Annotated in this window: 18 protein-coding genes; 14 read left to right on the forward strand and 4 right to left on the reverse strand. The window is 68.0% G+C overall.

Features of this window, described 5'->3' with window-relative positions; translation table 11 throughout:
* Positions 1 to 41 precede the first annotated feature (41 nt).
* Positions 42 to 770: a response regulator transcription factor gene (locus EL288_RS08905; RefSeq protein ID WP_010930182.1), complete on the forward strand. Its 729-nt coding sequence runs from the start codon at positions 42 to 44 to the stop codon at positions 768 to 770.
* On the opposite strand, the gene EL288_RS08910 is transcribed toward EL288_RS08905, so the two are convergent.
* A complete protein-coding gene (locus EL288_RS08910) occupies positions 752 to 3,604 on the reverse strand; it encodes an EAL domain-containing protein (protein ID WP_033458864.1) in 2,853 nt (950 codons plus the stop codon). The genes EL288_RS08905 and EL288_RS08910 overlap by 19 nt on opposite strands.
* A 249-nt stretch (positions 3,605 to 3,853) precedes the next feature.
* On the opposite strand from EL288_RS08910, the gene EL288_RS08915 reads away from it, so the two are divergent.
* The 3 genes from EL288_RS08915 to EL288_RS08925 are packed head-to-tail and all read left to right on the forward strand — an operon-like array spanning position 3,854 to position 7,203.
* Complete coding sequence (locus EL288_RS08915) at positions 3,854 to 5,230, forward strand: putative bifunctional diguanylate cyclase/phosphodiesterase (RefSeq protein WP_003812691.1); 1,377 nt, start codon at positions 3,854 to 3,856, stop codon at positions 5,228 to 5,230.
* 41 nt (positions 5,231 to 5,271) lie between these two features.
* Positions 5,272 to 6,333, forward strand: coding sequence for a chorismate synthase (gene aroC / locus EL288_RS08920; RefSeq protein ID WP_003812688.1), 1,062 nt, complete (start codon positions 5,272 to 5,274; stop codon positions 6,331 to 6,333).
* Between the two features lie 33 nt (positions 6,334 to 6,366).
* The gene (locus tag EL288_RS08925) at positions 6,367 to 7,203 is read left to right on the forward strand and encodes a M48 family metallopeptidase (RefSeq protein WP_003812687.1); all 837 of its coding nucleotides are present in this window, start codon (positions 6,367 to 6,369) and stop codon (positions 7,201 to 7,203) included.
* A gap of 9 nt (positions 7,204 to 7,212) precedes the next feature.
* Here the strand turns inward: EL288_RS08925 and mobB are convergent, their stop codons facing one another.
* The 3 genes from mobB to mobA are packed head-to-tail and all read right to left on the reverse strand — an operon-like array spanning position 7,213 to position 9,651.
* On the reverse strand, positions 7,213 to 7,755 hold the full coding sequence (gene mobB, locus EL288_RS08930; RefSeq protein WP_003812685.1) for a molybdopterin-guanine dinucleotide biosynthesis protein B: 543 nt from the start codon (positions 7,753 to 7,755) through the stop codon (positions 7,213 to 7,215).
* 13 nt (positions 7,756 to 7,768) lie between these two features.
* Positions 7,769 to 9,061: a molybdopterin molybdotransferase MoeA gene (moeA, locus tag EL288_RS08935; RefSeq protein ID WP_003812683.1), complete on the reverse strand. Its 1,293-nt coding sequence runs from the start codon at positions 9,059 to 9,061 to the stop codon at positions 7,769 to 7,771.
* Positions 9,058 to 9,651 carry a molybdenum cofactor guanylyltransferase MobA gene (mobA, locus tag EL288_RS08940; protein WP_033446521.1) on the reverse strand — a complete coding sequence of 198 codons (594 nt, stop codon included), beginning with the start codon at positions 9,649 to 9,651 and terminating at the stop codon, positions 9,058 to 9,060. The genes moeA and mobA overlap by 4 nt, the downstream gene beginning before the upstream one ends.
* Before the next feature lie 152 nt (positions 9,652 to 9,803).
* On the opposite strand from mobA, the gene apbC reads away from it, so the two are divergent.
* The 10 genes from apbC to EL288_RS08990 all read left to right on the forward strand — a co-directional run bounded on the left by apbC (position 9,804) and on the right by EL288_RS08990 (position 20,270).
* Positions 9,804 to 10,901 carry an iron-sulfur cluster carrier protein ApbC gene (gene apbC / locus EL288_RS08945; RefSeq protein ID WP_003812679.1) on the forward strand — a complete coding sequence of 366 codons (1,098 nt, stop codon included), beginning with the start codon at positions 9,804 to 9,806 and terminating at the stop codon, positions 10,899 to 10,901.
* 6 nt (positions 10,902 to 10,907) lie between these two features.
* Positions 10,908 to 11,468, forward strand: coding sequence for a DUF3305 domain-containing protein (locus tag EL288_RS08950; protein ID WP_003812677.1), 561 nt, complete (start codon positions 10,908 to 10,910; stop codon positions 11,466 to 11,468).
* The gene (locus EL288_RS08955) at positions 11,465 to 12,145 is read left to right on the forward strand and encodes a DUF3306 domain-containing protein (RefSeq protein ID WP_033458860.1); all 681 of its coding nucleotides are present in this window, start codon (positions 11,465 to 11,467) and stop codon (positions 12,143 to 12,145) included. Before EL288_RS08950 ends, EL288_RS08955 begins: the two co-directional genes overlap by 4 nt.
* A 23-nt stretch (positions 12,146 to 12,168) precedes the next feature.
* Positions 12,169 to 14,259 (forward strand): 4Fe-4S dicluster domain-containing protein, encoded by a 2,091-nt coding sequence (locus EL288_RS08960; protein ID WP_172607923.1) that lies wholly within the window; start codon positions 12,169 to 12,171, stop codon positions 14,257 to 14,259.
* Positions 14,256 to 14,885, forward strand: coding sequence for a TorD/DmsD family molecular chaperone (locus EL288_RS08965; protein WP_003812672.1), 630 nt, complete (start codon positions 14,256 to 14,258; stop codon positions 14,883 to 14,885). The genes EL288_RS08960 and EL288_RS08965 overlap by 4 nt, the downstream gene beginning before the upstream one ends.
* 151 nt (positions 14,886 to 15,036) lie before the next feature.
* Complete coding sequence (locus EL288_RS08970) at positions 15,037 to 15,246, forward strand: hypothetical protein (RefSeq protein WP_023853518.1); 210 nt, start codon at positions 15,037 to 15,039, stop codon at positions 15,244 to 15,246.
* Between the two features lie 14 nt (positions 15,247 to 15,260).
* Complete coding sequence (locus EL288_RS08975) at positions 15,261 to 18,230, forward strand: formate dehydrogenase subunit alpha (RefSeq protein WP_033458859.1); 2,970 nt, start codon at positions 15,261 to 15,263, stop codon at positions 18,228 to 18,230.
* A gap of 10 nt (positions 18,231 to 18,240) precedes the next feature.
* Positions 18,241 to 18,870, forward strand: coding sequence for a formate dehydrogenase FDH3 subunit beta (gene fdh3B / locus EL288_RS08980; protein ID WP_003812668.1), 630 nt, complete (start codon positions 18,241 to 18,243; stop codon positions 18,868 to 18,870).
* Positions 18,867 to 19,100 (forward strand): lipoprotein, encoded by a 234-nt coding sequence (locus EL288_RS08985; protein ID WP_003812666.1) that lies wholly within the window; start codon positions 18,867 to 18,869, stop codon positions 19,098 to 19,100. Before fdh3B ends, EL288_RS08985 begins: the two co-directional genes overlap by 4 nt.
* Before the next feature lie 12 nt (positions 19,101 to 19,112).
* Positions 19,113 to 20,270 (forward strand): formate dehydrogenase subunit gamma, encoded by a 1,158-nt coding sequence (locus EL288_RS08990; protein ID WP_003812663.1) that lies wholly within the window; start codon positions 19,113 to 19,115, stop codon positions 20,268 to 20,270.
* The last annotated feature ends 8 nt before the right edge of the window (positions 20,271 to 20,278 follow it).

Raw genomic sequence — 20,278 nt, forward strand, 5'->3', positions numbered from 1 at the left:
TCCAATGCGGCCGATCCGATGGTTTCCGAGTTGAGGTGCCTATGCTGGTTGCAGATGGACTCCTGCGTATCGGGTTGCTTGAAGACGATGAGGACTTTCGCGACGAGTTGGCGTTGGGCCTTGGCGGGTACGGGTTCAACGTGGTGTGCGCGTGCGGCGACGCGCCGTCCCTGTATCGATTCTTGCAATCGCAGTCCTGCGATATTGTGATTCTTGACGCCAATGTGCCGGGCGAGGATGGCTTTTCCGTCGCCACGCGCCTGCGCGCGCAAAGCACGACGGGGATTGTCATGCTGACCGGCCGGGGCGCTCTGGAGGACCGCGTGCGCGGGCTCGAAGGCGGTGCCGATGTCTACCTGACCAAGCCGGTCGACCTGCTCGAGCTCAGTTCGGTGATCCGCAGCCTGGCGCGCCGCATGCGCCTGGCGCGTGGCGCACAGGGCCAGGCGCCCGCGTCCGCCGGCGACACGCAGCGCGGCGTGGGTGGCTGGTCGCTGCAGGAGGGCGGCTGGGTGCTGGTGGGGCCCGATGGCGTGTCGCTGCATCTCAATGCGCAGGAGCGCATCTTCATGACCTCCTTGCTGCAAAGCGGCGGCGATGCCGTCACGCGGCAGATGCTGGCCGAGGCTTTCCAGCCTGGCAATCCCGATGACTTCGAGCCGCGCCGTGTCGACGTGATGGTCAGCCGCCTGCGCGCCAAGGCGCAGTCGGCCGGTTTCAAGTTGCCGGTGCTGTCGGTGCGCGGCCAGGGCTACGTGTTCGCCGCCTGAGCGTTGCCGCCGTCGGTGTAGGCCTGGCCGGGAGTCGGCAAGGTCATCACGAAGCGCGCGCCCTGGCCAAGCTGGGTTTGCACGGTCAAGGTGCCGTCCTGGCTCTGGCAGATCTGGCGCGCCAGGTGCAGCCCTAGTCCGCTGCCGGGCGTTTCGCGGTGGGCGGCCCGCCGGTAATGCTCTTCGAAGATCCGTTGCGATTCGTCGTCGCTGATGCCCGGGCCACGGTCGGTGACCGCCACCCAGGCCGTGGCGCCGTGCGCGCCATACGACAGGCCTACATCGATATGCACCGGTTGGTCGGCCGGCGAGTACTTGACCGCATTGTGGATCAGGTTGCGCAGCACCAGCGCCGTCAGCAGCGGGTCGCACCAGGCCGGCACCGCGGCCTCGGCATTGAGGACCAGCGGATGCGCCGTATCCAGCCGCATGCCTTCGACCGTGTCGCGCGCGAGTTCGCCCAGCTCGATCGGTTCGGGCCGTGGCGTGAGGGCCTGGTCGCGCAAGCGCTCGGGACTGAGCACCTGGTTCATGAGTTCGATCATGCGCGTCACCGCCCGGCGGATGCGCGCCAGCCGGCTGTCGACTTCCTGTCCGCTGCCGGCCAGGATGATTTCGAGCGACTGGGCCGCCGCGCTGATGGTGGCCGCCGGTGTACGCAGTTCGTGCGACAGCAGCGCATGGACCTGGCGCTGCGCCTCCAGCGCGCGCGCCACTTCGGCCAGGCGCCGGTCCGACTGTTCCTGGCGCTTGCGCTGCATGCCCAGTTCATGCGGCGGCCAGGGCCGCCCGTCGGTGGCGCGCGTGCGCGTGGGCGCGTGGGCGGCCGTGTCGCCGTTGTCCTCGGCGGCGGCCGGGGCGGCGGCGGGCAGGTCGGCGATCCAGTTGTGGCGAGGCGCCAGGAAGTCGGCGTTGTCGGCCTCCTGCATGAGACGAAAGCCGATCGCCTGCAGCAGCTCGCGCGCCGCCGGCTCTTCGGCGTCTTCGGCATAGGCTGGTATGTCCAGGGTGCGGGCCACCTGGATGACGGTGTCGGCCAGCTGTTGGTTGCCGGGGCTGCGGGTGATGCCCTGGACGAACGATCCGCCGATCTTCAGGTACGCCAGCGGCAGCTGGTGCAAGCGCTCCAGCGCCGCGAACTGTTCGGACAGCCGGCGTACGCCGACCCGCACGCCGGTGCGCGCGGCGATCTCGCACAGCGCCTGTACGTTGTGGAAATAGTCGACCAGGCCGTGTGCGTCGATTTCTATGATCAGGTGCCCGGCCTGCTCCGGACGATCGCGCAGCACGTCCTCCAGCCGCTTGAGGAAATGCGCCTGCTCGAGCGAAGGCAGCGACACCCGCACGACCATGTCGCCGTCGCGCGCGACCAGCTGGTCCATGCTCATGCGGATCGCCTGGATGTCGCAATCGGCCGATAGTCCCAGGCGCGCAGCCGGGGGCATGAACAGTTGCGCGTGCAGGGGTTCGGGCGAATCCTGGTCGCGCAGCGTCAGTTGCGCTTCGGTATGCAGCACCTGGCCTTCGGCGTCCTGGCGCGGGTACAGCGTCAGGAAGAAGCGGTGTTGTTCGAGCGCGCGCGTCAGGATGTCCTGCCAGCCGTACTCGCCATCGATACGATTGCCGGTCTGGCTGAACGCGGGCTCGACTTCGTCGCTCTCGGCGATTTCCGCGCGCATCAGCGCATGGTCCAGCCGAGCCAGGATGTCGCTGACTTGTTCGCCCACCGTATAGGGCGTGAGCGCCATGGCCCAGCGGCACCACCCGTGCGTGCGCAGGGGCAGGCGCAGCACGCGCAGTTCGCGCCGCAGCCTTTCGGCCAGCACGGCCGCGCGCGGCGAGGGCAGGCCGGGCAGCAGGGCGGCGAAGTCCGAACCGTTGATGCGTACGAGCACCGCGCCGGCGCCGGCCTGCTCCTTGATGGTTTTGCTCAATTGCGCGCAGGCCAGGCGCAGCCATTGATCGGTCGCCTCGCGTTTCATCTGGCGGTTGATCTCCGCCATGTCGCGCTGCCGGAAAATCAGCAGATGGCCATCGACGCCGCCGTCGCGTTGCACCGCGCGCCGCAGGCTTTCGTTGAAGAACTTGCGGTTCGGCAGCCGCGTGACGGGGTCGTGGTACGTCTCGTTCTCCAGCGCGTCGATGCGGGCGCGCTGCTGCCTCAATTGGTCATGGACGCGCTGGTGCGACTGGACCAGGGCCGTGCCCAGCGGCTGCAGTTCGCGCGGCAGGCCTTCGGCCAGTTTCGGATCGACGCCGGCCTGTCCGATATGGGCAAGGTTGTCGGCCAGCCGTTTCAGCGGACCGCGTTGCAGCCTGTCGTGCAGGCGCGACATATAGCTGTACCAGATCAGCAGGCCGGCGACGATCAGCACCAGCTGCGCCACGCTTTCGGTGAGGAAGGGGGCTTCCAGGATGGGGATGACCGGGTTGTAGACGGCGACCGAGCCGACATAGGTTCCGTTGGCCGAGCGGAAGGTGCGCGTGGCCACGATCTGCGAGGCGCGGCCCTGCTGCAGCGAGCCGTCGGCGCGCGCCGGCGCCTCGCTGAGCTGGCCCGCCTCGATCATCCGCCCGGTGTAGTGCTCCTGTATGCGCACCAGTGCATAGCCGCCATGCCGCTGCAGGTCGGTCGCCAGGGTCTGCCATTGCGCGGGCGTCGTATGCGATTGCGACAGCACCCAGGCCAGCGAAGCAGCCGCTGTTTCGACATGGCGCTTCTGGCGTTCCACCGACGCCCGGTAGTTCGCCGCCAGCCCGGCAGCCTGGGTGCCGATGACCAGCAGGCCCGCCAGCAGGACGACGCTGAGGAAAAGCCGCCGGGAAATGGACATGACGAAGGCAGGTTGGGGGACGGAAGACACGGTTTTGTATAGTGTAGTCAGTTTTATTTGAAATATTCAAAACATTACGAAATAGGCATGCAACAAGCCAATCCGGTTGACTAGCCGGAGTCAAGGGCAAAATCTGCCGCAAATAGCCCATTCGATTGGGACTGAATCATGCATAATTTCGTGGCAATAGGTACAAATAGGAGAAGCGGTGTCTGAAGCCGGGCGCTGTACTCGCGAATAGGGGGCTCAGTGGGCTTGGATGACCTGGTGGGGCAATGGCTGTTGCCGGGCATGGCGCTGGCGGCGGTTGGAGTTTTCTTCTGTATCAAAGGATATTTGCTGCGCCGCCAGATGGCACGCGATGCGCTGACCGATGCGCTGACCGTGGGCGAATTGCGCCGCCGCGTGCATGCGCTGGTGCTCGGCAAGCGCCAGCGTGTATATAGCGGGGCGATGTTCCTGGTCGAAGTGGTGCACCATCCCGAGCTGAGCGCCATGCTCGGCCTCGAAGACAACAAGCTGCTGCTGGCCATGATTGCGCAGCGCTTGCAGATGCAATCCGATTATTTCCAGGTGGCGCGCCATTCTTCGGACTCGTTCATGGTGTGGGCGCCCGATCTGGACCCGCGCTCGGCGCGCGACGTGGCGCCCGAGGTTCTCGATGCGCTGTCGCAGCCGTACGAGTTGCGCGGCCAGCCCCTGATCGTGGGGTTCCGCCTCAGCGGGGCGCTGTATGCCCAGCACGGCGCCTGTTTCGACGAGCTCGAGCGCTCCCTGCATATCGCAATGCTGCACCTGGACGAGAGCGCCGGGGCGGCCTGGAACATGTTCGAGCCGTCCATGCTCGAACACCAGCGTCATTACCAGGGTCTCGAGCACGACCTGCGCGTGGCCCTGGTTTCTTCCTCGATGGATCAGTTCGAGGTCTGCTACCAGCCCGTCTGCGACAGCGTCACCGGCACCATCTACGGCTGCGAGGCCTTGCTGCGCTGGCATCACCCGGTCCATGGCGACGTTTCTCCGGCGCTGGTCATCGAACTGGCCGAGCGCACCGGGCTGATCGTGCCGCTGGGCGCATGGGTGCTGGAGACGGCGTGTTCGCGCGCGATCACCTGGCCGGCGGCCTGGCGCCTGCACGTCAACGTGTCGGTGCGCCAGATGTACGCCGACGAGCTGCCCGCGCAGGTGGCGCTGGCGCTGGCCGCCAGCCGCCTGAGCGCGCAGCGGCTGGTCCTGGAGATCACCGAGTCGCTGTTCATCCAGCAGTACGAGCGCCATGTGGCCACGCTCAATGGCATGCGCGCCAAGGGGGTGCGGGTGGCGCTGGATGACTTCGGCGCGGGCTATTCCAGCCTGACGCACCTGCGCCGGCTGCCGATCGACTGGGTCAAGCTGGATCGCGGCTTCGTGGCCGAGATCGAGTTCGACGCCGTCAGCCGCGAGGTGGTGTCGGCCCTGATGGGCATGTGCCGGGCCCTGGGCCTGGCGGTGGTGGCCGAAGGGGTGGAGACGCCGGCGCAGCGCGAGATCCTCAAGGCGCTGGGGTGCCGGGAAATGCAGGGTTTTCTGCTGGGCAGGCCGGTTTCGGCCGAGCGGATCCGGGAATTGGGCGCGGCAGTGTCATAATCGGGGTTGACCGTAACCCCGTTTTCGCGCGAAGCCTTCTTATGTCCGGCAATACTCTGGGAACCCTTTTCTGCGTCACGAATTTTGGCGAGTCGCATGGCCCGGCCATCGGCTGTGTGGTGGACGGCTGCCCGCCCGGGCTGCCGCTGGAGGCCGCCGACATCCAGGCCGAGCTCGACCGGCGCCGCCCCGGCACGTCGCGCCACGTCACGCAGCGCCAGGAAGCCGACCAGGTCGAGATCCTGTCGGGCGTGTACGAAGGGGTCACCACGGGCACGCCCATCGGGCTGCTGATCCGCAACACCGACGCGCGCAGCAAGGATTACTCCAATATCGCCGACACCTTCCGGCCCGGCCACGCCGACTTCGCCTATTGGCGCAAGTACGGCGTGCGCGACCCGCGCGGCGGCGGGCGCTCGTCGGCGCGCCTGACCGCGCCCACGGTGGCCGCCGGCGCGATCGCCAAGAAATGGCTGGCCGGCCAGTTCGGGGTGCGGGTGCGCGGGTACATGAGCCAACTGGGCCCCATCGCCATCCCGTTCTCCAGCTGGGACGACGTGCCGGGCAATGCCTTCTACGCGCCCAACGCGGCCGTGGTGCCCGAACTGGAAGCCTACATGGACCAGCTGCGCCGCGACGGCGACTCGGTCGGCGCGCGCATCGAGGTGGTGGCCGAAGGGCTGCCGGCGGGGTGGGGCGAGCCCATCTACGATCGCCTCGATGCGGACATCGCCCACGCCATGATGGGCCTGAACGCGGTCAAGGGCGTGTCGCTGGGCGCTGGCTTCGAGAGCATCGCGCAGCGCGGTTCCGAGCACGGCGACGAGATCACCCCGGAAGGCTTCGCCAGCAATCACGCGGGCGGCGTGCTGGGCGGCATTTCGACCGGCCAGCCGATTACCGTGTCGCTGGCGATCAAGCCCACTTCCAGCATCCGGGTCGAACGGCGCTCGGTCAACCGCGCCGGCGAGCCGGTGATGGTGCAGACTCTCGGCCGCCACGATCCTTGCGTGGGCATCCGCGCCACGCCCATCGCCGAGGCGCTGCTGGCGCTGGTGCTCATCGACCATGCGTTGCGCCAGCGCGCCCAGTGCGGCGGATAGCGCGGCGCATGTGCCTTGCCCAGGGAGGCAACCATGAAATCCGTCATCCAGACTTTCCTGCGCGCCGCCGCCGTGGCCGGCCTGGCGCTGCTGGCCGGCTGCGCCGGCGTCAGCACGACGCAGTCCGGCGCGATCGGCGTGGACCGCACCCAATACATGTCGAGCCTGGTGCCCGAGCAGGCGCTGGTGCAGGAGGCCGGGCAGCAGTATGCCGAGATCGTCCAGGAGGCCCGCGCCAAGGGGCTGCTTGACCGCGACCCGGCGCAATTGTCGCGCGTGCGCGCCATTTCCCAGCGTCTGATCGCGCAGACCGGGGTGTTTCGCGCCGACGCGGCCAACTGGCCATGGGAAGTGCATGTGCTGTCGGTCGACGAGGTCAACGCCTGGTGCATGCCCGGCGGCAAGATTGCCGTCTACACGGGCCTGCTCGCCCAGATCAAGCCGACCGACGACGAACTGGCGGCGGTGCTGGGCCACGAGATCGCGCATGCGCTGCGCGAGCACGCGCGCGAGCGCGTCTCGCAGCAGATGGCGACCAGCATCGGCCTGTCGGTGCTGTCCATGGCCACCGGTTCGCCCGGCGCGTCCGACCTGGGCGGCAAGCTGACCGAAGTCATGTTCACCTTGCCCAACAGCCGCACGCACGAGACCGAGGCCGATCGCATGGGCGTCGAACTGGCCGCGCGCGCCGGCTTCGATCCGCGCGCCGCCGTCACCCTGTGGCAGAAAATGGGCGCGGCCGACGGCAATGCGCCGCCGGAGTTCCTGTCCACCCACCCGTCGGCCAGTACCCGCATCGGCGAATTGCAGCAGGCCTCGCAGAAGGTATTGCCGCTGTACGAGCAGGCGCGCGGCCAGGCCGCCAAATAGGCCGCGCGTTCAGGCCGGGCTGACGGGCGCGGCCAGGCGCGCGATCGTGGTGTCCAGCGGCCAGGCCAGGCGTTCGACGAGGTCGGCGACCGCGTCGTAGTCGTCCAGGGCCACGCGCGGCAGGGTGCCGTGCGGCGGCGCGGCATCGCAGGCGATGGCGCCGATGCTCGGGTCGTCGGGGAACAGCCACGGCTTGCCGTTGGCGTGGCGATGCACCTCTATCTTGATATGCGCGTTGCGCTTGAAGCCTTCGACCAGGATGAAGTCGACCGGGCACATGCGCGCCAGCAGCTCGCCCAGCTCGGGTTCGGGTTCGTCGCGCAGTTCGTGCATCAGCGCCCAGCGCGCCGACGAGGCGATCAGCACTTCGGTCGCGCCGGCTTCGCGGTGGCGGAACGAGTCCTTGCCCGGCGTGTCGATATCGAAGGTATGGTGGGCGTGCTTGAGCGTGGAGACGCTGTGGCCGCGTGCCTTCAGGCACGGGATCAGGCGCGAGAGCAATTGCGTCTTGCCCGCGCCGCTCCATCCGGCAAAACCTATGATTCGTGTCATGCGGGTCGGTTCGTCAGATTACGCCGTCGAACGGCAGCACGTCGACCGGCTCGCCGGCGGCGATGTTGCCCTGGTCGTGGTGCAGCACCAGCAGGCCGTTGGCCTGGCTCATGCTGCGCAGGATCCCCGAGCCTTGCGATCCGGTGACCGCCGCCTGCCAGCCGCCGCCTGGCGCCGGCGTCACGATGGCGCGCTGGTACTCGGTGCGGCCGGGTTTCTTGCGGATGGGCTGGGCGGCCACGCAGCGCAGCCAGGGCATGGGCTGCGCGGTGGCGCCGCTCATGGCCAGCAGGGCGTCGCGCACCAGGGCGTAGAAGGTCACCATTACCGCCACGGGATTGCCGGGCAGGCCGAACAGGATGGCGTCGCGGCCATTGCTGTGGATGCGGCCGATGGCCAAGGGGCGGCCCGGGCGCATCGCGATCTTCCAGAACAGCACGTCGCCCAGCTTGGCCATCACTTTCTTGGTGTAGTCGGCCTCGCCGACGCTGACCCCGCCCGAGGTGATGACCACGTCGGCATTGTCCGCGGCCGCGCTGAACGCGGTTTCCAGCGCGTGCGGGTCGTCGCGCACCACGCCCAGGTCCAGCACTTCCACGCCCAGGCGCTGCAGCATGCTCCAGATGGTGTAGCGATTGCTGTCATAGACGCAGCCCGGGTCCAGCGGCTCGCCGATCGAGCGCAGTTCGTCGCCGGTGGAGAAGAACGCCACGCGCAGGCGGCGCACGACCGGCACTTCGGCCTGGGCCAGCGAGGCCAGCAGGCCGATGTCGGCCGGGCGCAGCACGCGGCCGGCCGTCAGCGCGTTCTCGCCCAGCGCCAGGTCTTCGCCGGCCAGGCGACGGTTGTCGCCGGGGCGCACGGCGCCGGCCGGCACCACGATGCCGTCGCCGTCCTGGCGCACGAACTCCTGCGGGATCACGGTGTCCAGGCCGTCGGGCATGACCGCGCCGGTCATGATGCGCACGCACTGGCCCGGCCCCACCGTGCCCTGGTAGTTGTCGCCGGCCAGCCCGCTGCCGACCACCCGCAGGGGCGTGTCGGCCCCGCCAGCCAGCTCGGCGCCCGCGAAGGCATAGCCGTCCATGGCCGAGTTGTCGTGGGCCGGGACGTTCAGGGTCGAGACGATGTCGTGCGCCAGCACGCGGCCCAGCGCCGAGCGCAGGGGCAGCCATTCGACCGCGTTCAGGCGCGGGACCAGGCGATCGATGAACTCGCGCGCCTGCGAGATGGGCAGCGCGTCAGGGTCGTAGCCATTGACACAGGAAGCGATCTCTTCGAGGCTGGGGGTGGGGGCGTGGTTCATGATTGCAGCTGTCGTAGTTCGGCCAGCGTGTTGGCGCCGGCAAAGGCTTGGGCGTCGTCGAAGCGCACGATGGCGCAGCGGTGCTGGTTGGCCCAGATCTCGGTCTTGCGCTGGCCGCTGTGCAGGAACTCCAGCAGGCTGTCGAGCAGGTCGATGCGCATCAGGCAGAACACCGGCTGGGTGCGCAGGGCGCCATCGGCGGACGTGGCCGCCATGGCAATCTGCGCGTCCTCGGCGCTCAGCGCGTCGGCCAGGCGGCTGACCATGTCGGCCGGGAAGTTCGGCGTGTCGCAGGGCGCGGTCACCATGTATGGCGTCTCGCAGCGTTCCAGGCCGGCGGCAAAGCCCGCCAGCGGGCCGGGAAAATCGGGCAGCGCGTCCGGCCAGACGGGCGCGCCCATGGCCTCGTAGGCGGCCAGGTTGCGGTTGGCGTTGATCATGATATCGCCAACCTGGGGTCCCAGGCGCAGCAGCGTGTGCATGGCCAGCGGCATGCCATGGAAATTCTGCAGGCCCTTGTCCACGCCTCCCATGCGGCTTGCGCGCCCGCCCGCGAGGATCAGGCCGGTGATGTCGTTCTTGTCTATCATGAGAGTGGCTTGCATCCATCAGGCACGATGGCGGCAGTATAGACGACCCCCCGTCGGCCGCAGCGGTGCGCGCTGGGGGGGCTCTGCTAAGATCGGCTTATGGCCGCCACCGTGGCGTGCCCCCCTTTGTCGAACCCCTATCGAAGGCCCAAATGGTCGCCTCTGAATCCATACTGCAAGCGTTGCAAACCGTCATTGACCCCAATACCGGCAAGGACCTGGTCACCACGCGGGCGATCCGCAATCTCGAGGTCAACGGCGCGGACGTGACGTTCGATGCCCAGCTCGGCTATCCCGCCAAGAGCCAGATCCCGGCGCTGCGGCGCGCGCTGATTGCCGCGGCCCGCGGCGTGGCCGGCGTGGACAACGTTTCGGTCAACATGCAAAGCGTCATCGAGACGCACGCCGTGCCGCGCGGCATTGCCCTGCTGCCCAACGTGAAGAACGTGATCGCGGTTGCCTCGGGCAAGGGCGGCGTCGGCAAAAGCACCACCGCCGTCAACCTGGCCCTGGCGCTGGCCGCCGAGGGCGCGCGCGTCGGCCTGCTCGACGCCGACATCTATGGCCCCAGCCAGGCGCAGATGATGGGCATCGAGGGACGCCCGCAGAGCGAAGACGGCAAGACCATGGAGCCGCTGGAAAACTACGGCGTGCAAGTGATGTCGATCGGCTTTCTGGTCGACGCCGACGAGGCCATGATCTGGCGCGGCCCGATGGCGGTGCAGGCGCTCGAACAGCTGCTGCGCCAGACCAACTGGAAGAACCTCGACTATCTCGTCATCGACATGCCGCCGGGCACCGGCGACATCCATCTGACCCTCAGCCAGAAAGTGCCGGTGACCGGCGCGGTCATCGTGACCACGCCGCAGGACATTGCCTTGCTCGACGCCCGCAAGGGGGTGAAAATGTTCGAGAAGGTCGGCGTTCCCATCGTCGGCGTGGTCGAGAACATGGCCGTGCACGTCTGTAGCCAGTGCGGCCATGCCGAACATATCTTCGGCCAGGGCGGCGGCCAGCGGATGGCGCAGGATTACGGCCTGGCCTACCTGGGCGCCTTGCCGCTGGACATCGACATCCGCCAGCAGGCCGACGGCGGCCGGCCTTCGGTGGTGGCCGACCCGGATGGCGAAGTCGCCGGCCTGTACAAGGACGTGGCCCGCCAGGTGGCGGTGGCGGTCGCCGCCATGGGCAAGGACTACTCGTCCAAGTTTTCTTCCATTTCCATCAGCCGCGCGCCCGCGGGCGGGTGACGAACCATGAGCGATACCCTTCCCCTGAGCATGGAAGTCGCGGTGGTGATGCGCAAGGAGCGCATCGTCGGCGAGATGAGCCGTTGGCAGGACAGCCGCTGGGTGCTGGAGGACGTGGTGCCCGACGAGCCTGGCTTCGGCCGCGCGCCGCGCATGCTCTACCACGACGAGAACCAGCAGCGCTGGCTGCATCCGGGGCTTACCGTGCGCCTGTTCAAGGACGACGCGGAAGGGTATCTGCTCAATGTTTCGGCGCCGGCGCCGTGCTGGTTCGTGTTGTGGCGCATGGAGGAGGAACCCGGCGTGGCCAGCGAGCCGCTGGCGCGGCCCGAGATCGTCACGCTCAGCTACCACGACGCCGGACGCTGGCTCGATGCGCAGGAAACGGTGGAGCAGATCCCCGCCCCGGCGTACATCGTCCAATGGCTGCAAGCGTTCGTGCAGGCCCATTACGTGCCGGAACCCAAGCGGCGCCGGCGCCCGGTCAGCTTCCAGCCCCTGCAGGACCGCTTCGGCAACCCGGCCTCGGTCAGCACCACCAAGAAGCGCGGCGGAGGCGAACCATGAGCCAGGACCCGGCCGGCTTCATAGGCCGCTGGTCGCGCCGCAAGAGCGAGGCGCGCCAGCAGGCCGAGGCCGCCGCCGACCCGGCTGCCGGCGTTGCGCAGGCGTCGCTGGCCGATACGCCGCTCGCTGGCGCGCCGGCCGTTGCGGCCCGGCCCGAGGAGGCGCCCGAACGCGCCGATGCGGCGCCCGTCCAGGCGCCGGGCCCGGCCACGGACGCCGAAACCGACCTGCCGCTGCCCACCTTGGACGATGTGCGGGCGCTGACGCTGGATTCGGATTTTTCCCGGTTCGTGGCCGGAGGCGTGTCGCCCGACGTCAAGAACGCGGCCTTGAAGAAACTGTTCACCGATCCGCATTACAACGTCATGGACGGCCTGGACGTCTACATCGACGACTACACGCAACTGGAGGGCCTGCCCCAGGAGACCGTGCGCAGGATGGCCAGCGCCAAGGTGTTCAAGCTGTTCGAGGAGGACGAGCCCGCGCCGGGGCAGGGCGAGCCGGCGGACGGCGCGTGCGGCCCAGGGCAGCAGGCGCCTGGCGCCATGGCCGAGCCCGACGCCGCGCCGGCCGTGCCCGCGAGCGAGCCGGATGCGATACAGTCCGCCTTGCCGCGCGACGACGTGGCCGGGCCGGCAGGCGGCCCGCTTCCCGACGCCGAGCCGCGGCGCGATTGATACAGCCAGGAAGTCCGTTTGCCATGACTACTTTGATCTGCGATTGCAATCGCACGATGCCGCTGCAGCCCGAGGCATTGGGCCAGGCGCTCGGCGAAACGCTGACACTGCACTCCACCTTGTGCCGCCGCGAAGCCGGCGCATTCCAGGCGGCCATCCGCGACGGCCAGGACGTGGTCGTCGCCTGTACCCAGGAAAAACGCCTGTTCGGCGAGCTGGGCGGCGCCACGCAAGGCGCGGTGTCGCCGGTACGCTTCGTCAACATCCGCGAGACCGGCGGCTGGAGCCGCGACGCCGCCCAGGCCATGCCCAAGCTGGCCGCCTTGCTGGCGGCCGCGCACCTGCCCGAACCCGATCCGGTCGCCACCGTGACGTACAAGAGCGGCGGCCGCCTGCTGATCATCGGCCCGCTGGACCAGGCCGAGCAGGCCGCGGCCTTGCTGGACGACGTGCTCGATGTCACGTTGTTCGGCCAGGGGCCGGGCCGCGCGGGCGGCGCCCAGGAGCGCCGCTACCCCGTGCTGAGCGGACGCATCGACAGCCTGCAGGGCTGGCTGGGCGCGTTCGAGTTGCGCTGGACCCGCGGCAACCCGATCGACCTGGACCTGTGCACACGCTGCAACGCCTGTATTAGCGCTTGTCCGGACGGCGCCATCGGCCTGGACTACCAGGTCGACACGGCCCGATGTACCTCGCACCGGGCCTGCGAGCAGGCCTGTAGCGTGGCGGGCGCGATCGATTTCTCGCGTTCGCCGGAAAACTTCACCGACCAATACGACCTGGTGCTGGACCTGGGCGGCACGCCGCTGTTCACCCAGCACGCGCCGCCGCAGGGCTATTTCACCTGGGATGGCCAGGCGCCCGCGACCTTGCTGCGTTTGCGCGAGCTGGTCGGCGAATTCGAAAAGCCCAAATTCTTCGACTACCGCCAGCAACTGTGCGCGCATAGCCGCAACGAAACCGTCGGCTGCCGCGCCTGTATCGATATCTGCTCTGCGCGCGCCATTAGCAGCGACAGCCGCCACCAGCGCATCGTCGTCAATCCCAACCTGTGTGTCGGGTGCGGGGCCTGTACCACCGTCTGCCCCAGCGGCGCGTTGACCTACGCCTATCCGCGCGCGACCGACCAGGGCTCGAAGCTGCGCACGCTGCTGGCGACCTACGCCAAGGCCGGCGGCCAGGACGCGATGCTGCTGCTGCACAGCCAACAGGAGGGCGCACGCCTGGTCGAGCAACTCGGCCGCCAGGCGGCGCTCAAGCAGGCCGATGGCGTACCGGCCAACGTCATCCCGATGGCGCTATGGCACACGGCCAGCGTCGGGCTGGATCTGTGGCTGTCGGCGGTGGCGTTCGGCGCGCGCCATATCGCCGTGCTGACCACCGCCGAAGAGGCGCCGCAATACCTGGAGGGCCTGCAGGCGCAATTCGCGCAGGCGCAGGCCATCCTGAACGGGCTGGGCTATGCGGGCACCCACCTGAGCCTGGTGCCGGCCGATACGCCGCAGGCGCTCGATGCCGCGCTGCGGCAGTTGGCGCCCGCCCAGGGGCCGGCCGTGGCGGCGCGCCATGCGGTCGTGCAGGAAAAGCGCAGCACGCTGGACCTGGCGCTGGATCACCTGGTGGCGCATGCCCCGGCGCCCGCGCCCGAGAGCATCGCGTTGCCGGCCGGCGAGCCGGGCGCGGGAGCGCCATTCGGCACCGTGGCCGTCGACAGCGACGCCTGTACCTTGTGCATGAGCTGCGTCAGCGCCTGTCCGTCCAACGCCTTGCTGGACAACCCGCAGTCGCCGCAATTGCGCATGGTCGAGAAGAACTGCGTGCAGTGCGGCCTGTGCGCCACCACCTGTCCGGAAAATGCCATCACGCTGGTGCCGCGCCTGCTGCTTGCGCCGCGGCGCCGCGAGGCCGTGGTCCTGAACGAAAGCGCGCCGTTCCATTGTGTGCGGTGCAACAAGGCTTTCGGCACCCAGAAGGGCGTCGAAGCCATGCTCGGCCGCCTGGGCAGCCACGCCATGTTCCAGGGCGCGGCGCTGGAACGGCTGAAAATGTGCGGCGATTGCCGCGTGATCGATCTGTATTCCGCCGAAAACGAAACCCGGATCACCGACCTATGAACGTATCCGTCACTTCCGCCGCCATCGCCGCCCCGGGCTTCGACGAAGAGGTCGCCCGCGCCGAGATCTACGGGCTGCTGGCGCAGCTGTACTATGCGCCGCCGCCGTCCGACCTGCTTGCGCAGCTGCGCGCCGCGCCCAGGCAGGCGCCCGACCAGGGCGGGTTCCTCGAGGCCTCGTGGCAGGCGCTGGTCGCCTGCGCGGCCGAGATGGGCGATGACGCGGTGCGGGCCGAATACGACGCCTTGTTCGGCGGCGTCGGCAAGCCCGATATCTATCTGTTCGCCTCGCACTACCTGACGGGCTTCCTGAACGAAAAGCCGCTGGTGGGGCTGCGCGACGACCTGGCCGCGCTGGGCCTGCGGCGCGACGCGGCCATGTCCGAGACCGAGGACCACATCGCCTACCTGTGCGAGGTGATGCGCTACCTGATCGCCGGCGATGATGTGGCCGTGGCCAATCTGACGCAGCAGCGCCAGTTCCACGCGCGCCACCTGCGGCCGTGGGTCGCGGATTTGTGCGATGCGATCGCGGCCCATCCCGCGGCGCGCTTCTACGGCGCGCTGGCCGAATTCACGCGCGCGTTCTTCAGCGTGGAGGCCCAGGCCTTCGACATGATGGCCTGATGTTCCAGGGGCCGCGCGCCCCAGATGAAATCGGTTCGTATTCAAGCCGCTGCATGCGGGCACCGCACCATCGGGTGCGGTTGTCGGAAGCTATATGCCGGGGTACATTATGCAAAGAATTTCATATCCAGTTGTCCGGAAGGAGCCAGCCATGTCGCAACGTCAACCCAACTTGTCGCGTCGTGCGTTCTTCGCCGGCGCAGCGACGGTAGGCGCCGCCGCTGTCGGTGCGACCGTGCTTCCCGGCGCGCGGCCCGAGGCGTCCGGCGAGTCGGCTGCCGCCGCCAAGCCGCCCGCGGCCGGGGGCGGCTACCGCCTGAGCGAACACGTCAAGCGCTACTACAAAACCACCCTCGTTTGATACCGGAGCCCGGCATGTTGCTGACCAAGAAAACCAGCGGAGCCGCTGCGGGCGCCTCCGAGTCGCACTTCATCCAGAGCCTGCGCCGCGGCATGGCGCAAGCGCTGCCCACCATGGACCGCCGCACCTTCCTGCGCCGCTCGGGCCTGGGCGTGGGCGCCGGCCTGGCCGCCACCCAGCTGGCGCTGGTCAAGCGCGCCGAAGCCGCCGAAGGCGATGGCAAGGTGGCCATCGGCAATACCAAGATCGAAGTCCGCCGCACGGTCTGTACGCACTGTTCGGTGGGCTGTGCCGTCGACGCCGTGGTCGAGAACGGCGTCTGGGTGCGCCAGGAGCCGGTGTTCGATTCGCCCATCAACCTGGGCGCGCACTGCGCCAAGGGCGCCTCCGTGCGCGAGCACGGGCACGGCGAGCACCGCCTGCGCTATCCCATGAAGCTGGTCAACGGCAAGTACCAGCGCATCAGCTGGGATACCGCGTACGAGGAAATCACCGCCAAGCTGATGCAGCTGCGCAAGGAAAGCGGGCCCGACTCGGTCTACTGGATCGGCTCGTCCAAGCACAACAACGAGCAGTCGTACCTGCTGCGCAAGTTCGTCAGCTTCTGGGGCAGCAACAACTGCGACCACCAGGCGCGTATCTGCCACTCGACCACGGTGGCCGGCGTTGCGAATACATGGGGCTACGGCGCCATGACCAATTCGTACAACGACATGCAGAACTCCAAGGTGGCGCTGTACATCGGCTCGAACGCCGCCGAGGCCCACCCGGTCTCGATGCTGCACATGCTGCACGCCAAGGAAACCGGCTGCAAGATGATCGTGGTGGATCCGCGCTTTACCCGTACGGCGGCCAAGGCCGACCAGTACGTGCGCATCCGCTCCGGCACCGATATCCCGTTCCTGTTCGGCCTGCTGTACCACATTTTCAAGAACGGCTGGGAAGACCAGGCGTACATCGACGCGCGCGTCTACGGCATGGATGAGGTCAAGGCCGACATCCTGGCCAAGTGGTCGCCGGACAAGGTCGAGGAAGCCTGTGGCGTGGACGAGGCCACGATGTATTCGGTGGCCAAGACCATGCACGAGAACCGGCCCGGCACGCTGGTGTGGTGCATGGGCCAGACCCAGCACTCCATCGGCAACGCCATGGTGCGCGCTTCCTGCATCGTGCAGCTGGCGCTGGGCAACGTCGGCAAGTCCGGCGGCGGCGCCAACATTTTCCGCGGCCACGACAACGTGCAGGGCGCCACCGACGTGGGCCCCAACCCCGATTCGCTGCCGGGCTACTACGGCCTGGCCGAAGGTTCCTGGAAGCACTTCGCCAACACCTGGGGCGTGGACTACGAGTGGATCAAGGGCCGGTACGCATCGCCGGCCATGATGACCAAGCCGGGCATCACCGTGTCGCGCTGGATCGACGGCGTGCTCGAGAACCCCGACCTGATCGACCAGGACACCAACCTGCGCGCCGTGTTCTATTGGGGACACGCGCCCAACTCGCAGACGCGCGGGCTGGAAATGAAGCGGGCCATGGACAAGCTGGACCTGCTGGTGGTGGTCGACCCGTATCCGTCGGCGACCGCGGCGATGGCCGCCATGCCGGGCAAGGCCGAAGACCTCAACCCCAACCGGGCGGTCTACCTGCTGCCGGCCGCGACGCAGTTCGAGACCAACGGCAGCTGTACCGCTTCCAACCGCTCGCTGCAATGGCGCGAGAAGGTCATCGATCCGCTGTGGGAGAGCCGCACCGACCACATGATCATGCATCAGCTGGCCGAGAAACTTGGCTTTGGCAAGGAGCTCAGCAAGAACTACAGGATGCAGAAGGTCAAGGGCATGGACGAGCCCGTGGTCGAGGACATCCTGCGCGAGATCAATGCCTCGGTCTGGACCATCGGCTACACGGGCCAGAGCCCCGAGCGCCTGAAGGCTCACATGCGCAACATGCACGTGTTCGATGTCAAGACGCTGCGCGCCAAGGGCGGCAAGGACGCCGAGACTGGCTACGACCTGACCGGCGACTACTTCGGCCTGCCGTGGCCATGCTGGGGCAATCCCAGCCTCAAGCATCCCGGCACCGCCAACCTGTACGACACCAGCCTGCACGTGATGGACGGCGGCGGCAACTTCCGCGCCAACTTCGGCGTCGAGCGCAACGGCGTCAATCTGCTGGCGGCCGACGGCTCGCATTCGAAGGGCGCCGACCTGACCACCGGGTATCCCGAGTTCGATCACGTGCTGCTCAAGAAACTGGGCTGGTGGGAGGACCTGACGCCGGAAGAGCAGAAGGCCGCCGAAGGCAAGAACTGGAAGACCGACCCGTCGGGCGGCATCATCCGCGTGACCATGAAGGTGCACGGCTGCCATCCGTTCGGCAACGCGCGGGCGCGCGCCGTGGTGTGGAACTTCCCCGATGCCATTCCGCAGCACCGCGAGCCGATCTACGGCACCCGGCCGGACCTGGTGGCCAAGTACCCCACGCACAACGACCTCAAGACGTTCTGGCGCCTGCCCACGCTGTACACCTCCTTGCAACAGAAGAACGTTGCCGAGAAGCTGTACGAGAAGTTCCCGATCATCCTGACCTCGGGTCGCCTGGTCGAATACGAGGGCGGGGGCGAGGAAACCCGCTCCAACCCCTGGCTGGCCGAACTGCAGCAGGAGAGCTTCGTCGAGCTCAACCCCAAGGCGGCGGCCGATCGCGGCATCCGCAACGGCGACCGGGTGTGGGTCCTGACGCCGACCGGCGCGCGCCTGAACGTGCAGGCGCTGGTGACCGAGCGGGTCGGCCCCGATACGGCTTTCATGCCGTTCCACTTCTCGGGTCACTGGCAGGGCGTGGACATGCTGGCCAGCTATCCGGAAGGCGCGGCGCCCATCGTGCGCGGCGAAGCGGTCAACACGGGCACCACGTACGGCTACGACTCCGTGACGATGATGCAGGAAACCAAGACCACGATCTGCAACATAGAAAAGGCCTGAGGAGATTGCCATGGCTCGAATGAAATTTGTCTGTGATGCAGAGCGCTGTATCGAGTGCAATGCCTGCGTGACGGCATGCAAGAACGAGCACGAAGTCCCCTGGGGCGTGAACCGCCGCCGCGTGGTGACGCTCAACGACGGCGTGCCCGGCGAGAAGTCCATTTCGGTGGCCTGCATGCACTGCAGCGACGCGCCCTGCATGGCGGTGTGCCCGGTCAACTGCTTCTACCGCACCGACGAGGGTGTGGTGCTGCACAACAAGGACACCTGTATCGGCTGCGGCTACTGTTCGTACGCCTGTCCGTTCGGCGCGCCGCAGTTCCCCTCCGAAGGGGCCTTCGGCGTGCGCGGCAAGATGGACAAGTGCACGTTCTGCGCCGGCGGGCCGGAAGAGCACGGCAGCGCCGAGGAGTTCGAAAAGTACGGCCGCAACCGGCTGGCCGAGGGCAAGCTGCCGGCCTGCGCCGAAATGTGTTCGACCAAGGCGCTGCTGGCCGGCGACGGCGACGTGGTGGCCGACATCTTCCGCACCCGCGTGATCCATCGCGGCAAGGGCGCGGAGGTCTGGGGCTGGGGCACCGCCTATGGCTCCAAGCAGGCCGGGCAGCCGCCGGCCGCCGACGCCAAGGCCAAGCCATGAAGACGAATCCGCGCCTTCTCCTGATCGCAGCGGCCGCCGTGTTCGGCCTGGCCGCCTGCACCGAAAAACCGCAGGAACTGCATTCCGGCGTCGTGGGCAAGCCTGCCTATGACGGCACGGGCAGCAATTTCGTCGCTCCGGGCTGGAAGCAGGGCGACAAGAACAGTTGGCAGCAAGAGTTGAAAGTTCGCGCCCAGCGGGGCCAGAACGAGTACACCCGGGTCAACTGAGCGGAGGTCGCCATGATACGGTCACTGTTCGCGGCGCTGCTGGCAAGCGCCCTGCTGGCGACGGCAGGGGCGCAGACTGCCGCGCCGTCCGCCGGCGCGCCCGCCATGGGCGGCATCCAGAGCGCCAACATCTTCGAGGTCAAGCCCGACGCCAGCGAGCAGCCGGGCTATGCCGAGCAGACCAATGCCGAACGCGCCAAGGTGCAGCCGGGCAACAATGCGCCAATGTGGCGGCAGGTCAACTCGGGCCAGCCCGGCTACAGCAGCCTGCCGGCCAGCGAGGCTCCCGAAGCCGGCGTGCTGATCCAGCGTTTCGTCCAGTATCCCGGCTCGCAGTACACCACGGCCGGCGAGGCCTGGCGCCAGGTGCGCAACAACTGGCTCATCCCGTACGGCGGCGGCCTGCTGCTGATCGTGCTGGTGGCGATCGCGCTGTTCTTCCTGGCCAAGGGGCCGATGAAGCTGCGCGAGGCCGAGACCGGCCGCCGCATCGAGCGCTTCACGTACTTCGAGCGCGCCGCGCACTGGGTCAACGCCACGGCCTTCGTCATCCTGGCGCTGACGGGCATCGTCATCGCGTTCGGCAAGTTCTTCCTGCTGCCCATCATGGGCAGCGCGGCGTTCGGCTGGATGACGTGGCTGCTCAAGACCGTGCACAACTTCGTGGGCCCCGTGTTCGCGGTGTCGCTGCTGGTGGTCATCCTGACCTTCATCAAGGACAACCTGCCGCGCCGCGATGACCTGATCTGGTTGCGCAAGGGCGGCGGCCTCATCACCGGCGCGCACGTGCCTTCGCATCGCTTCAATGCCGGCGAGAAGATCATGTTCTGGGTCGGCATGCTGTTCCTGGGCGCGCTGGCGGTGGCTTCGGGCCTGTTCCTGGACCAGGTGTTCCCGGGCCTGTCGTACGTGCGCGGCAACATGCAGATCGCCCATATGGTGCATGCCGCGTCGGTCGTCCTGATGATGTGCATGATCATGGGACACATCTACCTGGGCACCATCGGCATGCGCGGCGCCTTCAAGGCCATGAAGACCGGCTATGTCGATGAAACGTGGGCGCGCGAGCACCACGAGCTGTGGTACGACGATATCAAGGCGGGCAAGATTCCCGCCCAGCGCACGCCCGACAAATCGGCCAAGCGGCCAACCCGTCCGGCGGGCGCCTGACCGTCCCG

Origin of the sequence: Bordetella bronchiseptica (assembly GCF_900636925.1) — a bacterium.
Taxonomy (GTDB): domain Bacteria; phylum Pseudomonadota; class Gammaproteobacteria; order Burkholderiales; family Burkholderiaceae_B; genus Bordetella; species Bordetella pertussis.